Below are 18,589 nucleotides of genomic sequence, written 5' to 3' on the forward strand. Positions count from 1 at the left end.
AGCCGGGCGCGTCAGTTCGCCTCGCGCATCGCCTCTGCCGCCTGCAGATCGACCGACACAAGCTGGCTGACGCCCTGCTCGGCCATGGTCACGGCGAACAGCCGGTCCATGCGCAACAGGGATCCGAAACTAAGCTCACTTGGTGACGAACCGCATGAACCGAGGGGACTGCTTGCCGCAATTGAACAGCAGATCGAGGATCGACACCTGGTGAATGAACCCCTCCCAGAGCTGGGGATAGGCAGGATAGCCCTCGTAGTCGAACCATTCGAGATCGATGCCCTTGAGCTCGAAGATATCAGGCACGATGTAGTCCTTCGCGGACGGCCCGGAAACGTAGACCGTCCCTCCGGCCTGGGCACAAATATCGGCCAACCGCTCGGTTTTGGCACCGTTGAGCTGGTATGCGCTGGACGATGTGATGGCCGTGGTGATCCCCAAATACCCGCATATTGCCGCGATGAAGCAGCGGTTCAGCTCCGATATGTGCGTGTAGTGGCGGCTATAGAGCGGCTCCAGCCATTCGGCTATTTCCGAAAAGCAGCTCGCCCGGCGATAGTTTAGCTGTAGCTGCCGCCAGTGGGATTGAGCCCAGTCGGCGCCGTCTATCTCGGTTTCCACGATCTTCTGAAGGTATTTTCCCTTGGTCACGACAGGCACGGTCAGCCATTGGGCTCCGGCGGGTGTCTTGATCTTGTTGCGATTGCGCCAGTCGCGACGGGTATATTGCATGTCGTCGTAGAGGATGAACTCGTCGACCGACGCGATGAGGTCGAAATATCCCTTCCAGGGGATATAGTTCGATTGGAGAATGGCCACCCGCTTCGTCATCTGCTCGCAGCTTCACCCACCCAAGAATCCCAGGAATAGCTCAACGTCCTTGCGGATTGTTCAGCGGTGACCGGCGCTCAGCACCGCGGCCACGCCCTCCTGGGCGGCGAGACTGAGGCCATACCACAGCGGCAGTCTGATCAGGCGCGCGGCGGCTTCGGTGGTGACGCGCAGGTCGCCGTGGGTCCGGCAGTAGCGTCGGCCCGCCGGCGCTTCGTGCAGCGGAACATAGTGGAAAATGGCGTCGATGCCATTTTCCCGGAGGCGGGCCAGCACGCCACGCCTGTCCACTCCTTCGGGCAGCAGCACGTAGTAGAGGTGCGCATTGTGCTCGCACTCGGCCGGAACGATTGGCCGGCGAAGCTGTCCGGCCTGCTCCAGCGGCGCCAGCAGCTCGTGATAGCGGTTCCATACCCGTAAACGTTCGGCGGTGATCGATTCCGCATCCTCGAGCTGGGCGAGCAGGAATGCCGCCAGCAAATCGCTGGGCAGATAGGAGGAGCCGACGTCCTGCCAGGTGTATTTGTCGACCTCACCACGGAAGAACCGGCTGCGGTCGGTTCCTTTTTCGCGGATGATCTCGGCCCGATGGCTGAGTTCTGGGTCGTTGATCAACAGCGCGCCGCCCTCACCCGAAATCAGGTTCTTGGTCTCATGGAAGCTCAGCGTCCCAAGATCGCCGATGTTGCCGAGCGGCCGCCCCTTGTAGCGCGCCATCGCGCCCTGGGCAGCGTCTTCGACGACCTTCAGCCCGTGCCGGTGCGCGATATCGAGGATGGTGTCCATCTCGCAGCCCACTCCGGCATAGTGGACCACCACGATCGCCCGTGTCCTTGGGGTTATCGCGGCCTCTATCAGGCGCTCGTCGAGATTGAGGGTATCCTCTCTTATGTCGACGAATACCGGCACGCCGCCGCGCAGCACAAACGCATTCGCCGTCGATGTGAATGTGTAGGACGGCATGATGATTTCGTCGCCGGGAACAATATCCAGCAGGAGAGCCGACATCTCCAGCGCCGCCGTGCATGAATGGGTGAGCAGCGCCTTTGCGCACCCGACATGCTCCTCGATCCAGGCATGGCAGCGTTTGGTGAAAGCCCCGTCACCGGACATGTGCTGGGCGACCCGCGCCTCAGCGATGTAGAGCATCTCCCGCCCGGTCAAATGCAGGCGATTGAATGCAACAGGCAGCGACCCGGCAGTCCGCAAAGGCTTGTTCAAAGAATCGGACACTGTCGTCCCCCCGCCAAACGGCGCTACTGGTGTCGCCGAAAGAAAGCACCTCCTGTACTTCAACCAGGACAGTTCCATTAATTGCCGGCTTGAGCAAGCCAACTTGCGAAATTGGATGTGAAGACATCCGATTTTGGCATTGAGGGCGTAGAATGAAGGAAGCCAGGTTGACGGTGTTGCTTTTCCTGGGGCAACGATAGCTGAAATGAGACGTTGGGCGGAAGCGCCTGGCGCGGCAATGGACCGGTTCCCCCGTCATGAAGCTTTCCGTCGTCAGCACGCTCTACAAGTCAGAGCCCTATATCGCCGAGTTTTGCGACCGGGTCTCTGCCGCGGCGCGTCGCCTGGTCGGGGATGAGTTCGAGATCATTCTCGTCAATGACGGCTCTCCCGATGGCAGCCTGGACCTTGCGGTGGCGCGCAGCGTGGTTGATCGGCACGTGACCGTCATCGACCTGTCGCGGAATTTCGGTCACCACAAGGCGATCATGACCGGGCTGGCCCACGCCAAGGGCGATCGGGTGTTCCTCATCGACAGCGATCTCGAGGAAGAGCCCGAGTGCCTGCTGCCCTTTGCGGAGCAGATGTCGGAACACAAGCTCGATGTGGTCTATGGGGTGCAGGAAGCTCGCCGTGGCGGCGCCTTTGAACGATGGACCGGCGCGCTATTCTTCACAATCAATGACTGGCTGAGCGACTTCCATCTGCCGCGCAATCTGGTGATCGCGCGGCTGATGACTCGCGCTTACGTCGCCGCGCTCGTCAGCCATCAGGATCATGAGTTTATCATCGCCCATCTGTTTCAGCTGACCGGCTTCCGGCAGGATTCACAGATCGTCGTCAAGCACGCCCTGTCCCCAACGACGTATTCGATCAGTCGCCGCATTCAAATGGCGGTGCGTTATCTTATGACGACTTCGACTAGAATACTTTACCTGATATTGTATTTTGGATTAACGATTTCGATTTTATCGGTGTTGACGATGGCGTTTTACCTCATAAGATATCTCGCCCATGGCATTGGCGTTACAGGATTTACATCCATAATCATTTCGATTTGGTTCTTCGGTGGAATGACGATGCTTGTTCTTGGCCTTCTCAGCGTCTACATTGCCAATATATTGTCCGAAACCAAACGCCGTCCCTACACGATAATTCGAGATATTCATCGCGGCGCAGCGATGGGGATCGAGGGGCAGGCCGATGGCAATGCCGTCGCTGAAGATCGATCATCCCTTGGGTCGGAGCGTGTTCGCGACTAGCTGGTCTTCGACGCCATCACGTTCGGTATTCTGCACGGCTCCGCCAAGTGTTCTTTCCAGCCAGTCGACCACCGATACCCCCTCGGCCGCAGCCGCATCCAGCACCTGGTCGCGCAATTCCGGGGAAACGCCCTCCAGTTTGCCGAAATAGCGGGTCCGGTGCGATCCGCCCCGTCGCCCGGGGAATGTGACGTCGAGATCGAGCCGCGGCTCTCCCTGGCCCTTCACGAAGCTGATCAGATAGAAGGAGCCGCCGAGAATCCACCGGCAGGCGACCTGTCGCGCATCGACCGGGATGCAGTCCAGCGGCGCACGATGGCGAAACAGGGGATTGGAGTTCTCCAGGACCCTGGCGAACTCGCTGTTCGCCAGCCAGGGCGCGATTCCTTCGTCGCCGACCACGACCCGGCCGTTCGGCTTCACGACGCGGGTGATTTCCGCCAGGGCTTCCTTGCGGTCGGGGAATAGGTTGAAGCCGCCGAAATGATAGGCCGCATCGAAGAAGCCGTCGGCGAAAGGCAAGTGCATCACGTCGGCGCAGAACAACTGCAGGCGTGAAGTGTCCTTCTTGGCGCGGCGCAGGCGATCCTGGCCCGTCAGCAGCATCTCGAGTGAGAGGTCGCCGGCAAATACGTCAATGGGCATATCGAGCAGATGGATGGTGTCGCGGCAGGTCCCACAACCGATCTCGAGCACTCTGCTGTCCGGCCGAAGCTCGAGATGGGCAAACATGTCCCTGCGCGTTTGCTCCTCGTCCGCCAGCAGGGTGGCAAATAGCGCCTCGATGCCGCGATCATATTCGCTTGCCCGCTCGCGGTAATAGGCCTGGCTCTCGGAAGAGGCCTGCGCCTGACCGGAGCGGATGAGCAGTTGCGGAATGCCGTCGATCAGGGGATAGCGCTCATCTGGCCCGCCCAGCAAAGCGGAGCCGTCCGGCGCCTCTGTCAGCGGCTGCCTTGTCAAGGGGGAAACAAAATTCAATTCCGGTATCATTCGCGGAACCGCCCATTTAGACTTGGAAACACGATTCTGTGAGCGAAAACCCACTGATGGTTATGCCCATGACGTCTATTGGCACCCCTGCAACGGACAAAAGCGGAGCAATGTTGCTTGAGGTCGCCCGCTACTATGGCGACAAAGTGCAGGCGCACGGCCCCAGCCCCAAGGGTGTGGATTGGAATACGGAAGAAGGCCAGATCCTTCGCTTCAGGCAATTGGCATCGTTGATCGACCTGCCGGGCGACTTCACGGTCAACGACCTGGGGTGTGGCTACGGTGCCTTGCTGCCGTTCCTCGCCGATCGCTTTCCCGGCGTACGATACTATGGCTGCGACGTGGCTGCAGAGATGATCGAAGCAGCAGCCACACTTTTTGGTGATCATTCGCAAGCGCAGTTTGCCGTCGGATCAGTCCCGGCGCAGATTGCCGATTTCGGCTTTGCCAGCGGTATCTTCAACGTCAAGCTCACACGTCCGGACGATGAATGGGCGGCTTATCTGGAGTCGACGCTGGATGTCCTCAATGCCACCAGCCGGCGCGGCTTCGCCTTCAATTGCCTTACCTCCTATTCGGACCCGGACAAGAAAAGAGCCGATCTTTTCTATGCCGATCCAAGGCAGCTTTTCGACATCTGCAAGAAAAAATACGCGCAGCGCGTGGCATTGCTGCACGATTATGGTCTCTATGAATTCACCATCCTGGTCAGGAAGTCATGAAGCGGCCCATCGTCATATTCGGAGCAGGCGATATCGCTGAACTCGCCCACTACTATTTTACACGCGATTCCTCTTACGACGTCGCCGCCTTTACCGTGGACAGTGCATACCTGACCCAGGACCAGCTGGCGGGCCTTCCTGTCGTGCCATTCGAGACATTGACCCGGGACTATCCGCCGAACAGCCATAGTGTGTTCGTGGCGCTCAGCTACAGCAAACTGAACGAGGTCCGCCGCGAAAAATACCTGGCGCTCAAGGCGCTGGGCTACGATTTCGCCAGCTACATCAGCTCCAGGGCAACAGTGCTCAACGACGGCAAAATCGGCGAAAACTGCTTCATTCTCGAAAACAACGTGATTCAGCCTTTCGCATCGATCGGCAACAATGTGACGCTGTGGAGCGGCAATCACATCGGGCACCACTCGCGCATTGCCGATCATTGCTTTCTTGCCTCGCATATCGTGGTCTCAGGTGGGGTCGATATCGGTGAGGCCTGCTTCCTGGGTGTCAACGCGACGCTGCGCGATCATATCCGTGTCGGCGAGAGGTGTGTGATCGGCGCCGGAGCGTTGATCCTGGCGGATGCGGCGCCCGACGGGGTCTATCTCGGCAACGCGACGGAGCGGTCGAAAGTGCCGAGCTCTCGGCTGAGAAAGATATGACGCGACTACGCTTCAAGCGCGCCGGATTGGTATGCCGGCCTGGCGGCTCGTCCTGGGAGCGCTCACATTGCCAGAATCCTTTTGCCCAGAGGCTGGGCGACGAAAAGTACCGTATTCATTTTGCCAGCCGCGATGACAGCAATCGCTCGCGAGGCGGCTGGGCCGAGGTCACCGCGACGGCTGACGGCCTGACCGAGACCGCCCGCTCGGAGCGTCCATCCCTCGATATTGGCCAGCCGGGGACATTCGATGATTCCGGCGCCATGCCCGGCTGTCTCGTCAATCACGAAGGCAGCTTGTTGCTCTACTATACCGGCTGGTCGCTCACCCGCACGGTGCCATTCACCTTCTCCATCGGGATCGCGGAATCGCGCGACGGAGGCCGGCATTTCGATCGTCTGTCCGAAGCGCCTGTGCTCGGCCGGAACCACTACGATCCTCTGCTTGCCGGCGCGCCCTGGGTGCTCGTCGAAAACGGCAATTTCCGCATGTGGTATGTGTCCGGCCTGCGATGGGAGGTCGACCCGGAAGGGAAGAATGCCCCGATCCACTACTACACCGTCAAGCACGCGACGAGCCGCGACGGCATGAATTGGACGACCAACGAGCAAATCTGCCTGCCCTTCCATGAGGGAGAGCACGCCATCGCCCGACCGGTCGTCCAGAGGACCGATGCCGGCTACGAAATGCTCTATTGTGCAAGGCGTTTGGGCGAAACCTACCGCGTGTACCGCGCCACATCCGTCGACGGGGTACATTGGGAGCGCGACAGGGTGCCACTGCTCGACACCAGCGCCAGCGGATGGGATTGCGAGATGGTCTGCTATGCCAGCTTGTTGCACACCGCCGAGGCCAGCTTCCTGCTTTACAACGGCAATGGTTATGGGAGGGATGGGGTCGGCGTCGCCATCCTGGAACCATGACGGGGCGGTCGACAGTGCCGCGTTCGCGGCTCAGGGGGATATGACCCGGTGCGATGGGAGAAGCTCGGCCGCCTGTTCTGCCCGACTGGTGATATCGAGTGGATGCGCTCGCACGCCACCATGCCGATCGCCGAGCATTTTTCGGGCGATCTGTTCAAAATCTATTTCGGCTCTCGGGATGCATCGCAACGCTCGCATACCGGCTATGTCATCGTCGACCTGTCGTCGCCGGCGCGGATCATCGAGGTAGCCCGGTCGCCTGTCCTGGTGCCAGGAGCCCTCGGCGAATTTGACGACAGCGGCGCCTTGGCCAGTTGGCTCACGGTCGCGGGTCCGACGCGATATCTCTACTATGTCGGCTGGAATCTGGGCGTCACCGTTCCCTTTCGCAACGCCATCGGCCTCGCCACGGCCCCGCCCGATGGTTCGTTTTCACGGTTCGCGACGGGTCCGCTGGTTGATCGTTCGATGACAGAGCCGCATTTTGTCGGCAGTTGCTGCGTGCTGCATGAGGCCGGCCTCTGGCATATGTGGTACACGTCCTGCGTCGATTGGAGCCCATCGGCGAATGGACCAATCCATCGCTACCACATCAAATATGCGAGCTCCGACGACGGCATCCACTGGCGCCGTGACGGACGGGTTGCCATCGATTTCGCGAACGACCAGGAATACGCTATATCTCGCCCGGCGGTTAAGCGAGACGGCGACCTGTGGCGCATGTGGTATGCTTATCGCGGCGACAGCTATCGCATCGGCTATGCCGAGTCGGCCGATGGCCTGAACTGGACCCGGATGGACCAGGACGCGGGCATCGCGCGCTCGGAGTCAGGCTGGGATTGTGAGATGATCGAATATCCCTTTGTGTTCGATCATGGGGGGCACCGCTACATGCTCTACAACGGCAATGGCTACGGGAATACAGGCTTCGGCTTGGCCGTGCTCGTCTAGCGGGGCTTGAGCGGACATATGATTATTTGTCCGTGCTGCAGTCTACACCATGCATCCCCGGGCGCTGTCTGTCCGGCCTGCGGCTTCGCTCCGGCCAGCCTGAACGGCTTCCCTGCCTGGGCACCCGAAATGGCAAACGAAGGCGGCGGGTTCCACGAGAGTTTCTTTGCCGAACTCGCTCGGCGCGAGGCCGGGAATTTCTGGTTCGAGTCCCGCAATGCCATCATCGTTCGCACCCTGCGGCGTTTCTTTCCGCAGTTGCAGTCATTCCTCGAGATCGGCTGCGGCACTGGGTTTGTGCTGAGCGGCATCGCCCGCGCCTTTCCCGATGTCCGGCTCGCCGGGACCGAAATCTTCATTGCCGGCTTACCCTTTGCCGCTGCCCGCGTGCCGTCGGCAAGTTTTGCGCAGATGGACGCAAGACGATTGCCCTATGCTGCGGAATTCGACGTCGTGGGGGCGTTCGACGTGATCGAGCACATCGAGGAGGATGTCGATGCGTTGGAGAACCTGAAACGCGCGGTAAAACCCGGCGGGGGTGTCATCATTTCCGTGCCGCAGCACAAATGGCTTTGGAGCGACATCGACAAACAGTCGTTTCATTTCCGTCGCTATGAAAAGCGGGAACTGCACGAAAAGATCGAAGGCGTGGGGCTGGAGATCGTCTACAGCACGTCCTTCGTGTCGCTTCTATTGCCGCTGATGTTCCTGTCGCGGCGGCGCAAGAGCCTCGAACCCGACGCCGGCAGGGAATTGCGTCTCGGGCCGGCCGTGAATGCTTCCTTGCGATCCGTGATGGGGATCGAGGGCCTGATCCTGGCGACAGGCCTCACCCTTCCTGTCGGCGGATCCAGATTGGTGGTGGCAAAGCGTCCATGACCGTTGGTGCTCGTCGGGAAAGCAGCCGGCACCTTACCGACAACAGCAGCCTTGCCCTACGGCAATCGGGCCGCCGCCAGCACTACACCGAGGACAATCAAGCCGTTACCCGCAAGGGACTGCCAGCTAAATCGCTCGTGCAGGAACAGAACCGAACTGGCAAAGACCAGGGGATAAGCCAGCGCCGCAAACGGGAAGGCTACCGATAGCGGAATTCTTGAGATCGCGGCGTACCAAAGAGCGCTCGAGATGACGAGGCCAAGGCCGCCTATCCAAACCTTCCAGTCGGCGAGCAAACCAAGCAAATAGGGCCAGCCCTGCTCAAAGCTGAACGGCACCGTCCCATGTTCGGTCAGGCGAGACTTGATGATGATCTGGGCTGTGGTGAGCAGAAGCACAGCCGCAACAATAAGGGCAATGCCGGTGGCACGGTTATCCAGTTTGCTTCTCCATCTGCTCGAATCGGCCGGCACCTTAGCCTTTGGACTGTAGCATGCCAGCTGTCCATTTTGGGCTGAGCTGGCGGCTGCAGGCGCGGCGTACCCTCCCGGCAAGCCTCCCCGTCGACCAGGAACCGTTGATGCCGGCTTCGATTGGCCGGTTCAGGTTGACAAAGGCGAAGCCAAACGGTCCATCTAGGCCAGTTGTCGTGCCCGGCCCAGGTTTCGGGCTGCGTGCACGGCATAGAGCAATTCCAGGAAAAGTGTGTAACGGTTTTCCCATAGGAATTGCGTCAAAACAAAAAGTTGGAGTGGCTCGCCGTTTCCGTGAAACGGTGAACTGCTCTAGGGGGAGCCCAACCGAACCATGGCAATCCAGGAGCAGTCCCGGACAATCCCGGCTGAGCAGAATTTGCCAGCAGAGGGATTGTTCAAAGCCAGGTCCTATTGGTTTCCTGCGGCTGTATTAATTCTGGCGATCAATTTCTGCTTCCTCGTATTTTATGTTTTCGTGAAATACAAAACCCTGTTTCACTCCGACAGCGCAATGAAGGTGCTGCTGGCGCGAGAAATCGTCCAAAGTCGGAATTTCTTCCCGCCGGATTGGTATTATGGAAACAATGACATTGTCGTTGTATTCGGCCATCTCTTTATCATACCGGCCCTGGCTTTTCTTCCTGCCGGCTTTACAGTTCATGCGATCTCGGGCCTCGTCACATCCATACTCGTGCTGCACAGCGTCTGGCTGGCTGCCGGCCTGGCGCCGATCGGCAAGACACGGCGGACGCTGATAACCGCATCGGTAGCGGCGGGAATATCCGGAGTTCTGGCTGAAAATCTCTACGGACAGGCGTCATACGGCACGATCCTCTACATGTCGCTGTATTCGATATACTGCCTCGTCAGGCTGATGAGAGAGACGTCGACGAAGAACGTCGTCATGTGGAGCGTTTCGCTCTGTGCGCTGATTACGGCCGAGTTCTGGGGCAATCCTCAGCGCGCAATCGTTACCATAGGGATGCCGCTCATCGCCGCCGCGCTGTGGTCGACACACAGGCTGCATCCCGCAGGTGTTGGAAGAGCTTCCTTGGTGGGCGCGGCCGCTTCGATCGGCGCAGCGATAGGTGGCGGCACCATCCTCTATGGAGTGACCTTTGCGCATGTAAACAACGCCGCGCGCGACGCGTCCTCCGTCCAATGGCTGCCATACGAGACGATCGTCAGCAACCTCGTGGTCCTGGGCAAGGAGGTCCTGGCAGTTTTCGGCGGGTCTCCGCCCGGAGGCAGCGGGCTTCTGACCGTGGTCGGCCTCTACGGCGCGCTGCGATTGATTGTGGCAGTCCTGTTGGTGTCCTTGATCGTGCGGTCGGTGGCAGCATCGGCAAGGCCGGACGACGAGGTCAGGCCGCTCGCCATCTATGGATCGTTGGCGCTTCTGTCGGTTTGCCTTCTGCAAGTGGCAACGACCATCCCCAACCTTGCCGATCCGATCGGCAGTTCCCGCTACCTGGTACCGTCACTGGTCACGATGGCCATCGTTGCGTTGGCCACGCCTCTCGACATGCGACAGAGACCCATCGAGTTCCTCAGCGTAGCGGTCGTCCTTGCCGGATTGCTGACAAGTGCCTATCCGACGTTTGTCAGGTCGGATGCGTGGTCGCGTCTGAACCCGGAGCAGCAGAAAACACGTGCCGTCGATCTGTCGGACCTGGCGCGCTACCTCCAAGACAATGGGCTGGCCTATGGCTACGCCACCTATTGGAACGCCGGCACGCTCAGCGTGTTGTCCGACGAACATGTCCTGGTTCGGCAGATTGCCCTGGACAGCGCCCTGCCGAAGCCCATGCGCTTCCTGTCTGCTGACCGTTGGTACAATGCCGATACGTGGAAGGGCGAGACGTTTCTTCTGCTGACACAGGAGGAAGCAAACAAGATCGACTGGAAGCGGCTGGCGGCACTCGGCTTACCCGTTTCGCGGAAACTTCAATTCGGCAATCTTGGCATCTTTGTATTCGCGGAAAACATAGCTGCGAAGCTGCCGGGCTGGGATGTTCGGTTCACACAGCCGGTAACATTTCATGCGGACGCCCAGGCGCTTACACAAGTGGGCTCCCTGCAAGAGCGCGGCGACGGGAAGGCGCTGGTGGCGCCGCCGGAAGCGAACGGCGCGCTGTACTATGGTCCCTATGTGAGCGTCGCCCCGGGAACGTATCGCCTTATCTTTGACGTCGAAGCCAACAGCAGTCCGACTGCCGCGCTGCGCATTGACGCAGCTGCATCACCGGGCGGAATAGTTATAGCTCAGAAGGATTTGACGGAAAGTCACGGCCCCCAACAGCTGCTCTTCTCGCTCGACCACACATCGGTTATGGAGTTTCGGGTCTGGACCCTGGGAACCGGCACGGCGGCGTTCAAATCGGTCACCATCGAGCGGGCAGTTCCGTAGCATCGGAAGCAAGGGCGTGCCGCTTTCGCGGCATCTACTTCTTTGCCCGCGCGCCGAACCACGCGTCCACCGAGCGATACTCGTCCAGACCAAATCCGAGAATCTTCTTCTGATCCGCGCTTAATCCCGGGAAATCGGACAGGACCGACGGAAGATGAAGCTGTTGCCGCAGCATCGGGATGGTGAAAACGTGGTTTACGCCGCGCCGGTTCCGGTCCGTGTGGTTGGTCGATCCGCCGTGGTAGAGCATGCAATCCAGAATGATGAATGTCCCCCGCGGCACGGTTATCTGGGTCTGCCTCCGCCGCACCGTCTCGTCCGAGGGAAAAGCCTCGCGATGATGGCTGGCGGGGATGACCCGGGTGGCTCCATTTTCGGCCGTGAAATCGTCAAGCGCGAACAGCGCATTTATGGCAAGCGGCCGTGAACTGACGAAGTGCTGGTAGGGAATGTCGCGATGGAAGGCCGCCTGTCCGTATTGGCTGCTGTTGGCGCGATTGATCAGCCCATTGACCTGATTGAGGATGTAGTAGCCACCGAGCATCCTTGAGAGCAACTGCGCCAGCCGCTCATTGAAGGCGATGGCCATGAACGCCGGAGCGTATTTGGGGAGAACGCGGATCGTGTCGCGCTCGCCGATCGTCGAAAGGTCGTAGCCCGCAGTCGCGGCTTGTTCAGCGTATTCCACTTCAGCAGCGTCGAAGTCACGGGACAACGCGTCCAGTTGCTCGCCGGTCAGCCCTGCGTCGAGCGTCGTATAGCCGGTGAGCCGGAGATCTTCGATCAGGACATCGATCTCGTCGCGAACGACTGCGGTTTCCTTGACACCGTAGCGATCGATCTCGGTCACAGCTGCTCCTTGAGACGGCTGGAGAAGAGGTAGGGATGGACGATCTGCATGCCGCTGCCCCGAAACTTTCCGGCCAGCGCCGGCCAGCTTCGCGAATTCACGGCGGCCACTATGATAGTCTGGGGATGCGCGGAAGCATATTCCTTGGCTCTCGCCCACGGCCGGTCGTCGAGAGTGGTCGCGAGCGGCTCGTCCGTCAGGAATGCTTCGGCTCCTTTGACGAGCCGGGGGGCATAGGCGCGCAGCAGATTCCGGAATTCCCCGGCTCCAAACATCGCGTAGGGCTTGTCGTCCAGCCATTCTGACGCGCCATCATCAATTTCCGACCAGCCCTTCAGGAAATCCGATCGCGCCTGCGCCAGCGACAGGTATTGGAGGTCCATGGGATCCTCCAGCGCGGTCGGATCGGGATTCAGAAGGGTCAATCGAAAGCCCTTTTGCTGTCCACGCAGTTCGACGCTTCCAATGACGTGCAATCCCGCTGCCGCCGCGACCATCCGCAGGGACAGTTGAGAGAAACTCGACACATGATCGAGGAACAACAGCTCCGTGTCGGCAACATCACCGTCCGGGCAGATCACCACCACGGTGCCTTCATCGGCGAGGGCCCGCCTGGACACGGAGAGGAAGACTTCCGGGCTGAGGGCGTGCTCAAGGACGTTCACCGAGAGGCAGAGGTCGTACCGCCCGGCAATCTCACCAAGGGCTTCCTCGGCATAGCCTTGCCGGATCGTCGCCCGTACTTGATTCCGCTGCCGAGCAGCAGCGACCAGTTGAGATGCCGCTTCGAAGCCCAGCGCCTCCCTCAATTGCCATCGCCGCGCAAGCTCTTCGAGCAGGGCACCGGTCCCCGCCCCAAACTCGACGACGCTGCGAGGGCGAAGAGTGCGTCCGAGAAGCGTGACCGCGGATTCGTCTATGCAAGCGGCAAATCCTTCGGCACGAGCGGCATCGGCGGCCGGATCAGCCAGGCCGAGATCGTATCCGTCGCTGTACACAGCATCCCGGTCTTCGCGCTTCAGTGGGGTGAGATGAAAACCATGTCCGCACCTCAGACATGAGGCCTTCTGCAGGGGGCGGCTGAGAATTGCGCCATCGCTCGTCATCGAAAGGGATGGATGGGGCAGCGCCAGCCTCATTGGCGCGCCGGCCCCGCAAGCAGGACAAACGGATTCAATCAACCTGTTCGCCCTCCATCGCCTCTATGCCCGGCAAACGACCATCTTGCGTAAATACCCAAGGCACCATCGAGTTCCGAGGCAAATGGGGTCCACACAGAAACGGTTGGCCCGAGCGCAAACTGAGTCCTGCGCAGCCGATGGCCAATCGCCTGATCCTTCAAGCAAATCCGGACGCGTTGGCCCGAGCGCCGTCAGCTCGCCTCGCGCATCGCTTCGGCGGCCTGCAGATCGACCGACACCAGCTGGCTGACGCCCTGCTCGGCCATGGTCACGCCGAATAGCCGGTCCATGCGCGCCATGGTGATGGGATTGTGGGTGATGATGACGAAGCGCGTTTCGGTGGTCTTGGCCATCTCGTCCATGAGATTGCAGAAGCGTTCGACATTGTGATCGTCGAGCGGCGCGTCGACTTCGTCGAGCACGCAGATCGGCGCCGGATTGGTCAGGAAGACGGCGAAGATCAGCGACATCGCCGTCAGCGCCTGCTCGCCACCCGACAGCAGCGTCATGGTCTGCGGCTTCTTGCCGGGCGGGCGGGCCAGGATTTCAAGCCCTGCCTCGAGCGGATCCTCGGATTCGATCAGCTGCAACTCCGCCGTGCCGCCGCCGAACAGGTGTGAGAACAGCCGCTGGAAATGGCTGTTGACGACATCGAAGGCAGCGAGAAGCCTTTCGCGGCCCTCGCGATTGAGGCTCTGGATCGCTTGCCGCAGTTTGCGGATCGCCTCGATGATGTCCTCGCGTTCGGTGACGATCGCCTCCAGCCGGTCGGACAGCTCTTTTTGCTCTTCCTCGGCACGCAGATTGACTGCGCCGAGCCGCTCGCGCTCGATCTTCAGCCGATCGAGCTGGCGTTCGGTCTCGGGCATGTCGGGCATCGGATCGTCGGCTTCCAGGCCCGTATGGCGGATGACCAAATGCGGCGGCGTGTTCAGCGTTTCCTGGATACGCGCCTCGACTTCGAGCCGGCGCTCGTCGGCCGCCGTCAGCCGCTCCTCGGCGCGCACGCGGGTCTCGCGCGCCTCGGCGAGCGACTGGATGGCGCCGGTGGCCGCCTTGTCCAGTTCGGATTGCCTGTTCTCCGCTTCCTGCAGACGGTCGGCAGCCGCCTTGCGCAAGGTCTCGGCCTCGGTGAGCTGCGACAGCAGCGCACGGCGCTTGGCGTCGATCTCGTCGGGCGCATCGGCCAGCCGCTCGCGCTCGGCTTCTGCCTCGGCCTTGCGCTCGCCGAGCGATGCAATCTGCGTCGAGGCGTTTTCGGCACGCACCAGCCAGTTGCTGCGCTCGGCGCCAATGGCATCGAGCCGGCGTACGCGTGCCTCGGCTTCGCGCCGCAGCCCCTCATGCACGGCACGCGCGTCGGCCAGCGTGGCGCGGTCGCGGGAGACATTGGCCGAGGACTGTTCGAGCTGCAATTGCAGGTCGCCAAGATCGGGCGCGTCCTGCAGCAGCATCTCGGCCTCGACGAAAGCCGCCGAGGTCTCCTCGTGGCTGTCGACGATGCGCGCGCGTGCCTCGTCGAGTGCCGCGCGCCGGCTCGACAGTTCGCCTCCGGCTTTTTCGGCTTCGGCCAGCGCATTGCGGGCAGCATCCAGCCGATGCTGGGCATCGCGTCCGGCCTGGCGCGTGTTGCGTTCGGACTCGCTCGCCTGGCGAAGCGCCTGCTCAGCCTGTGCCAGCGCTTCCTCGGCCTGGCGCAGCACAAGCGTCGCCTGCACCGCCTCGGCATCGAGTTCGGCAAGCCGGTTCTTCTGCGCCAGCCTTTGTGCCGCGGCCGTCGGCGCATCGGCGCTGGCGGTAAGACCGTCCCAGCGCCAGAGCGCGCCCTCGCGGCTGACCAGACGCTGGCCGAGAGCGAGAAGCCCTTGCAACCGGCGGCCATCCCCAGCGTCGACGATGCCGATCTGCGCCAGGCGGCGGGCAAGTTGCGCTGGGGCACGCACCACGCTGGCAAGGCTCTTGATGCCTTCCGGCAGCGCGGCGTCGCCGGGCTGGATTTCGCTTTCACCCCAATGCGCCGGCGCGCTGCGATCAAGCGGCACGTCGAGGTCTTCGCCAAGGGCCGCGCCCAGCGCCGTCTCGAAGCCGCGCTCGACGCTGATCTGTTCGAGCACCGAAGGGAAGAGATCGCCGCTGGCGGCGTTGAGGATCTTGGCCAGCGTGCGTGCTTCGGTCTCAATCCGCGCCAGTTCGGCCCGGGCATCCTGAAGCGGCGGACGGGCAGTGCTTTCGGCGGCACGGGCATCGATGACCGACTGCTCGGCCTGCGCCACAGCGGCCTCGGATTCCTCGAGAATCTCCACCGCCTGCTCGACCAGAACGCGCTTTTCGGCCGGATCCGGCAGGCCGGCGACCTTGGAGAGAATATCAGACAGTTCGCGGTCGACCTCGGCGAGCTGGCGGGTGAAGCGGTCGCGGCGCTCGGCGGTTTCGCGCAAAGTCCGTTCGATCTGATGGCGCGAGGCGGCGGCCTCGGCGCGCTCGGCGGTCAGCGCAGCGAGCTTGGCTTCGCTCTGTGCAAGCGTCGATGCGGCCTGTTCGAAGGCCGCGCGGGTGGTTGCTTCGCGCTCGGCGGCGCCGGCATTTTCGGAATTGAGTGTGGATTCTTCGGTGCGCAGGCGTTCGAGAACATCGGCATTATCGCGCACCATCCGCTCCTCGCGGGCGATGTCGCCGTCGAGCTGCTGCAATCGTCGCTCGATTTCGGCCTGGCGATTGCGGATGCGGCCAGCCTCTTCCTCGATCTGCGACTTGGCGATCGACAGGCGCTGGAAGGCAGCCGCGGCCGCGGCCTCGGCGTCGCGCAGGTCCGGCATGCGGTGAGCGCCGATGCCTTGCTCCCTGGCGGCGGCCATCTGCGCGGCGGCGCGGTCGCCGACAAGTGCCGTGGCAACCGCCAACGCCGAGCGCGCCTCGCCTTCCTGCGTCTTGGCCAGCGTCCAGCGCAGATGCAGCAATGTCGCTTCGGCCTTGCGGATATCGGCCGACAGGTTCTTGAAGCGGGAAGCCTGGCGCGCCTGGCGCTTGAGGCTTTCGATCTGGCTTTCCAGTTCGCCGACGACGTCGTCCAGGCGTTCGAGGTTCTGTTCTGCCGCCTTCAGCCGCAGTTCCGCCTCGTGGCGGCGGGTGTGCAGGCCGGAAATACCGGCGGCCTCTTCGAGCAGGGCCCGGCGCGCCTGCGGTTTGGCCTGGATCAGCTCGCCGATACGGCCCTGCCCGACCATCGAGGGCGAGCGCGCGCCGGTCGACTGATCGGCAAACAGAAGCTGCACATCCTTGGCGCGCGCTTCCTTGCCGTTGATGCGGTAGAGCGAGCCGGCCTCGCGCTCGATGCGGCGCGAGACCTGCAATTCGTCGGCATCGTTGAAGGCTGATGGCGCCGAGCGGTCGCTGTTGTCGAGGAAGAGCGTGACTTCGGCGGTGTTTCTTGCCGGGCGCGTTCCCGAACCCGAAAAGATCACGTCGTCCATGCCGGACGCACGCATGTTCTTGTAGGAGCTTTCGCCCATCACCCAGCGCAGCGCCTCGACAAGGTTGGACTTGCCGCAGCCGTTCGGCCCGACAATACCCGTCAGGCCGCGTTCGATGACGAACTCGCCGGGCTCGACGAAAGACTTGAAACCGAGGAGGCGGAGGCGTGAAAATTTCATTCACGCGCCCCATAAAGGCGAGCGCCGAAACGCTGCCGCTTCAGCGCTGACCTGATGTCAGAGCAGAGGGTCGATGATGGCCGACATTTCCTCAATCGACATCGCCCCTTTGTAGGTCTTACCGTTGATGAAGAAGGTCGGTGTCGAGTCGACCTTGAATTCATTGGCGCCGCGCTTCTGGACCGATCTCACATCGTCCAGAAGTTTCTGGTCCGTCAAGCAGGCCTCGAAGGACTCCTGTGTAAAACCGGCGAGCTTCGAGATTTGCAGCAGCGCATCCTTGGTGTTGGACACGCCAACCCAGTTCGCCTGCTGCGCAAACAGCACGTCCACCATCGGGAAATAGTTATCCTTGGCGCAGCGCGCCAGCATGAAACCGGCTTCGGCGCTCGGATCGAACGGGAATTCGCGCAGGATATAGCGCGCCTTGCCGCTGTCGATATACTTCTTCTTCAGGTCCGGAAAGGTGGTTGCGGCGAAATGCGCGCAGTGCGGACAGGTCATCGAGGCGTATTCGACAATGGTGACCTTGGCGTCGTCCTTGCCGAGCTGCTTGTCAGGCAATGCGCCCGGCTTCAGCAATTCGGCCATGTCGACGTTGCCCTGAGACTCGGGAACCTGAACGGCAGCCGGCGTGGCCGGCTTTGCGGGAGCGGCCGGATCCGCCGGCTTCACATCCGCCGCCTTGGCCTCTTCGCCGGAGTTGCTGCAGGCGGCGAGCAGAGCCACCGCCGGAATGGCGGCCAGCGACGACAGGACGTTTCTGCGAGACAGACTTTTGCCGAACGGAGGACGGTTCATACGAATCACCTGACAAGGGTTGAATTTTGCAATGCAAAGGCACGAAAAGGCGAGAGTTGGCGCGAATTAAGGCATCTCCATCCCCAATCCAATCGCGAAACCTGACTAAGTCGATCACGAATGCGAGATGTTGACGACAAATCGATGACTGTCTTCAAGGGGTTTTTGACTTCCTTTCACCCAGAATGGTTGCGCCAAGCCTTTCCAGAGAGGCGCGCAGCCCGTCATCCTCGATCAGTTCGACCGTACTGGACAACTTCGTCTTCTCCGCTGCCGTCAAAGGCCTGAAGGTCGGTTTAGGCCGTCCTTTGTCCGCCGTCACCGGTTTTTGCACGATCCTGATGCGGCCTATTGCCGTAAAGCCGAGAAAAGCGTTGACCCGGTTGATGATCTCGCCGGTCTCGTGCTGCAAATGCAGCGCCGCCATGCCCTCACAGGCAATGACCAGCACGGCCGGCTCGAACGGATCGTCCTCATGCAAGCGGCGCGGCCACTGGATCTTTTCAGGCCGCGATCGGCTGGCGAGGCGCGGTCCGGCGATCTCTTCCCAGGACTGGACGAGACCAATCGAGATGCCGGCCCGCTTGCGCAGCACCGGATCGAGGATTTTGGTCGCAAGATCGCTCACCGGGACGGGATTGCCGTAGGGCGTTCTCCCTGCCATGTACGTTCTCCAGCCACGACCCCAGCAGATACCGGCCAGGCCAATACACGATCAATGGCACCAGCAGACCAGACCCGCAAGGCCCATCCCCCCAAGGCCCA

At 61.4% G+C, this 18,589-nt stretch carries 16 protein-coding genes; 7 read left to right on the top strand and 9 right to left on the bottom strand.

Annotated elements, in window-relative coordinates:
• Window positions 1–135: 135 nt before the first annotated feature.
• Window positions 136–831: a WbqC family protein gene (locus tag AC1DX4_RS07000; RefSeq protein ID WP_477219613.1), complete on the bottom strand. Its 696-nt coding sequence runs from the start codon at window positions 829–831 to the stop codon at window positions 136–138.
• A gap of 60 nt (window positions 832–891) precedes the next feature.
• Window positions 892–2,022: a dTDP-4-amino-4,6-dideoxygalactose transaminase gene (rffA, locus tag AC1DX4_RS07005; protein WP_477219789.1), complete on the bottom strand. Its 1,131-nt coding sequence runs from the start codon at window positions 2,020–2,022 to the stop codon at window positions 892–894.
• Window positions 2,023–2,321: 299 nt separating this feature from the next.
• Between rffA and AC1DX4_RS07010 the strand changes: the two genes are divergently transcribed.
• Window positions 2,322–3,326 carry a glycosyltransferase family 2 protein gene (locus AC1DX4_RS07010; RefSeq protein ID WP_477219614.1) on the top strand — a complete coding sequence of 335 codons (1,005 nt, stop codon included), beginning with the start codon at window positions 2,322–2,324 and terminating at the stop codon, window positions 3,324–3,326.
• Here the strand turns inward: AC1DX4_RS07010 and AC1DX4_RS07015 are convergent.
• Complete coding sequence (locus AC1DX4_RS07015) at window positions 3,294–4,319, bottom strand: class I SAM-dependent methyltransferase (RefSeq protein ID WP_477219615.1); 1,026 nt, start codon at window positions 4,317–4,319, stop codon at window positions 3,294–3,296. The genes AC1DX4_RS07010 and AC1DX4_RS07015 overlap by 33 nt on opposite strands.
• Before the next feature lie 68 nt (window positions 4,320–4,387).
• Here AC1DX4_RS07015 and AC1DX4_RS07020 point away from each other — a divergent pair, with 68 nt between their 5' ends.
• From AC1DX4_RS07020 to AC1DX4_RS07040, 5 genes are all read left to right on the top strand, one after another.
• Window positions 4,388–5,041, top strand: a complete 654-nt coding sequence (locus AC1DX4_RS07020; RefSeq protein ID WP_477219616.1) for a class I SAM-dependent methyltransferase — start codon at window positions 4,388–4,390, stop codon at window positions 5,039–5,041.
• Window positions 5,038–5,703: an acetyltransferase gene (locus tag AC1DX4_RS07025; RefSeq protein WP_477219617.1), complete on the top strand. Its 666-nt coding sequence runs from the start codon at window positions 5,038–5,040 to the stop codon at window positions 5,701–5,703. Before AC1DX4_RS07020 ends, AC1DX4_RS07025 begins: the two co-directional genes overlap by 4 nt.
• Complete coding sequence (locus AC1DX4_RS07030; protein ID WP_477219618.1) at window positions 5,700–6,626, top strand: glycoside hydrolase family protein; 927 nt, start codon at window positions 5,700–5,702, stop codon at window positions 6,624–6,626. The genes AC1DX4_RS07025 and AC1DX4_RS07030 overlap by 4 nt, the downstream gene beginning before the upstream one ends.
• Window positions 6,627–6,746: 120 nt before the next feature.
• Complete coding sequence (locus AC1DX4_RS07035; protein WP_477219619.1) at window positions 6,747–7,577, top strand: glycoside hydrolase family protein; 831 nt, start codon at window positions 6,747–6,749, stop codon at window positions 7,575–7,577.
• 129 nt (window positions 7,578–7,706) lie between these two features.
• The gene (locus tag AC1DX4_RS07040) at window positions 7,707–8,456 is read left to right on the top strand and encodes a class I SAM-dependent methyltransferase (RefSeq protein WP_477219620.1); all 750 of its coding nucleotides are present in this window, start codon (window positions 7,707–7,709) and stop codon (window positions 8,454–8,456) included.
• Between the two features lie 56 nt (window positions 8,457–8,512).
• On the opposite strand, the gene AC1DX4_RS07045 is transcribed toward AC1DX4_RS07040, so the two are convergent.
• The gene (locus AC1DX4_RS07045) at window positions 8,513–8,929 is read right to left on the bottom strand and encodes a DMT family transporter (RefSeq protein ID WP_477219621.1); all 417 of its coding nucleotides are present in this window, start codon (window positions 8,927–8,929) and stop codon (window positions 8,513–8,515) included.
• 334 nt (window positions 8,930–9,263) lie between these two features.
• On the opposite strand from AC1DX4_RS07045, the gene AC1DX4_RS07050 reads away from it, so the two are divergent.
• A complete protein-coding gene (locus AC1DX4_RS07050; RefSeq protein ID WP_477219622.1) occupies window positions 9,264–11,342 on the top strand; it encodes a hypothetical protein in 2,079 nt (692 codons plus the stop codon).
• A 34-nt stretch (window positions 11,343–11,376) separates the two neighbouring features.
• On the opposite strand, the gene AC1DX4_RS07055 is transcribed toward AC1DX4_RS07050, so the two are convergent.
• The 5 genes from AC1DX4_RS07055 to AC1DX4_RS07075 form a co-directional block, all read right to left on the bottom strand.
• Window positions 11,377–12,192 carry a phytanoyl-CoA dioxygenase family protein gene (locus AC1DX4_RS07055; RefSeq protein ID WP_477219623.1) on the bottom strand — a complete coding sequence of 272 codons (816 nt, stop codon included), beginning with the start codon at window positions 12,190–12,192 and terminating at the stop codon, window positions 11,377–11,379.
• Window positions 12,189–13,331 (bottom strand): class I SAM-dependent methyltransferase, encoded by a 1,143-nt coding sequence (locus tag AC1DX4_RS07060; RefSeq protein ID WP_477219624.1) that lies wholly within the window; start codon window positions 13,329–13,331, stop codon window positions 12,189–12,191. Before AC1DX4_RS07060 ends, AC1DX4_RS07055 begins: the two co-directional genes overlap by 4 nt.
• Before the next feature lie 233 nt (window positions 13,332–13,564).
• The gene (gene smc, locus AC1DX4_RS07065) at window positions 13,565–17,023 is read right to left on the bottom strand and encodes a chromosome segregation protein SMC (protein ID WP_477219625.1); all 3,459 of its coding nucleotides are present in this window, start codon (window positions 17,021–17,023) and stop codon (window positions 13,565–13,567) included.
• A gap of 57 nt (window positions 17,024–17,080) precedes the next feature.
• The gene (locus AC1DX4_RS07070; RefSeq protein ID WP_477219626.1) at window positions 17,081–17,824 is read right to left on the bottom strand and encodes a DsbA family protein; all 744 of its coding nucleotides are present in this window, start codon (window positions 17,822–17,824) and stop codon (window positions 17,081–17,083) included.
• 154 nt (window positions 17,825–17,978) lie between these two features.
• The gene (locus tag AC1DX4_RS07075) at window positions 17,979–18,488 is read right to left on the bottom strand and encodes a DUF721 domain-containing protein (RefSeq protein ID WP_477219627.1); all 510 of its coding nucleotides are present in this window, start codon (window positions 18,486–18,488) and stop codon (window positions 17,979–17,981) included.
• Window positions 18,489–18,589: the final 101 nt, after the last annotated feature.

Source organism: Mesorhizobium sp. P3_A8 (assembly GCF_056402995.1).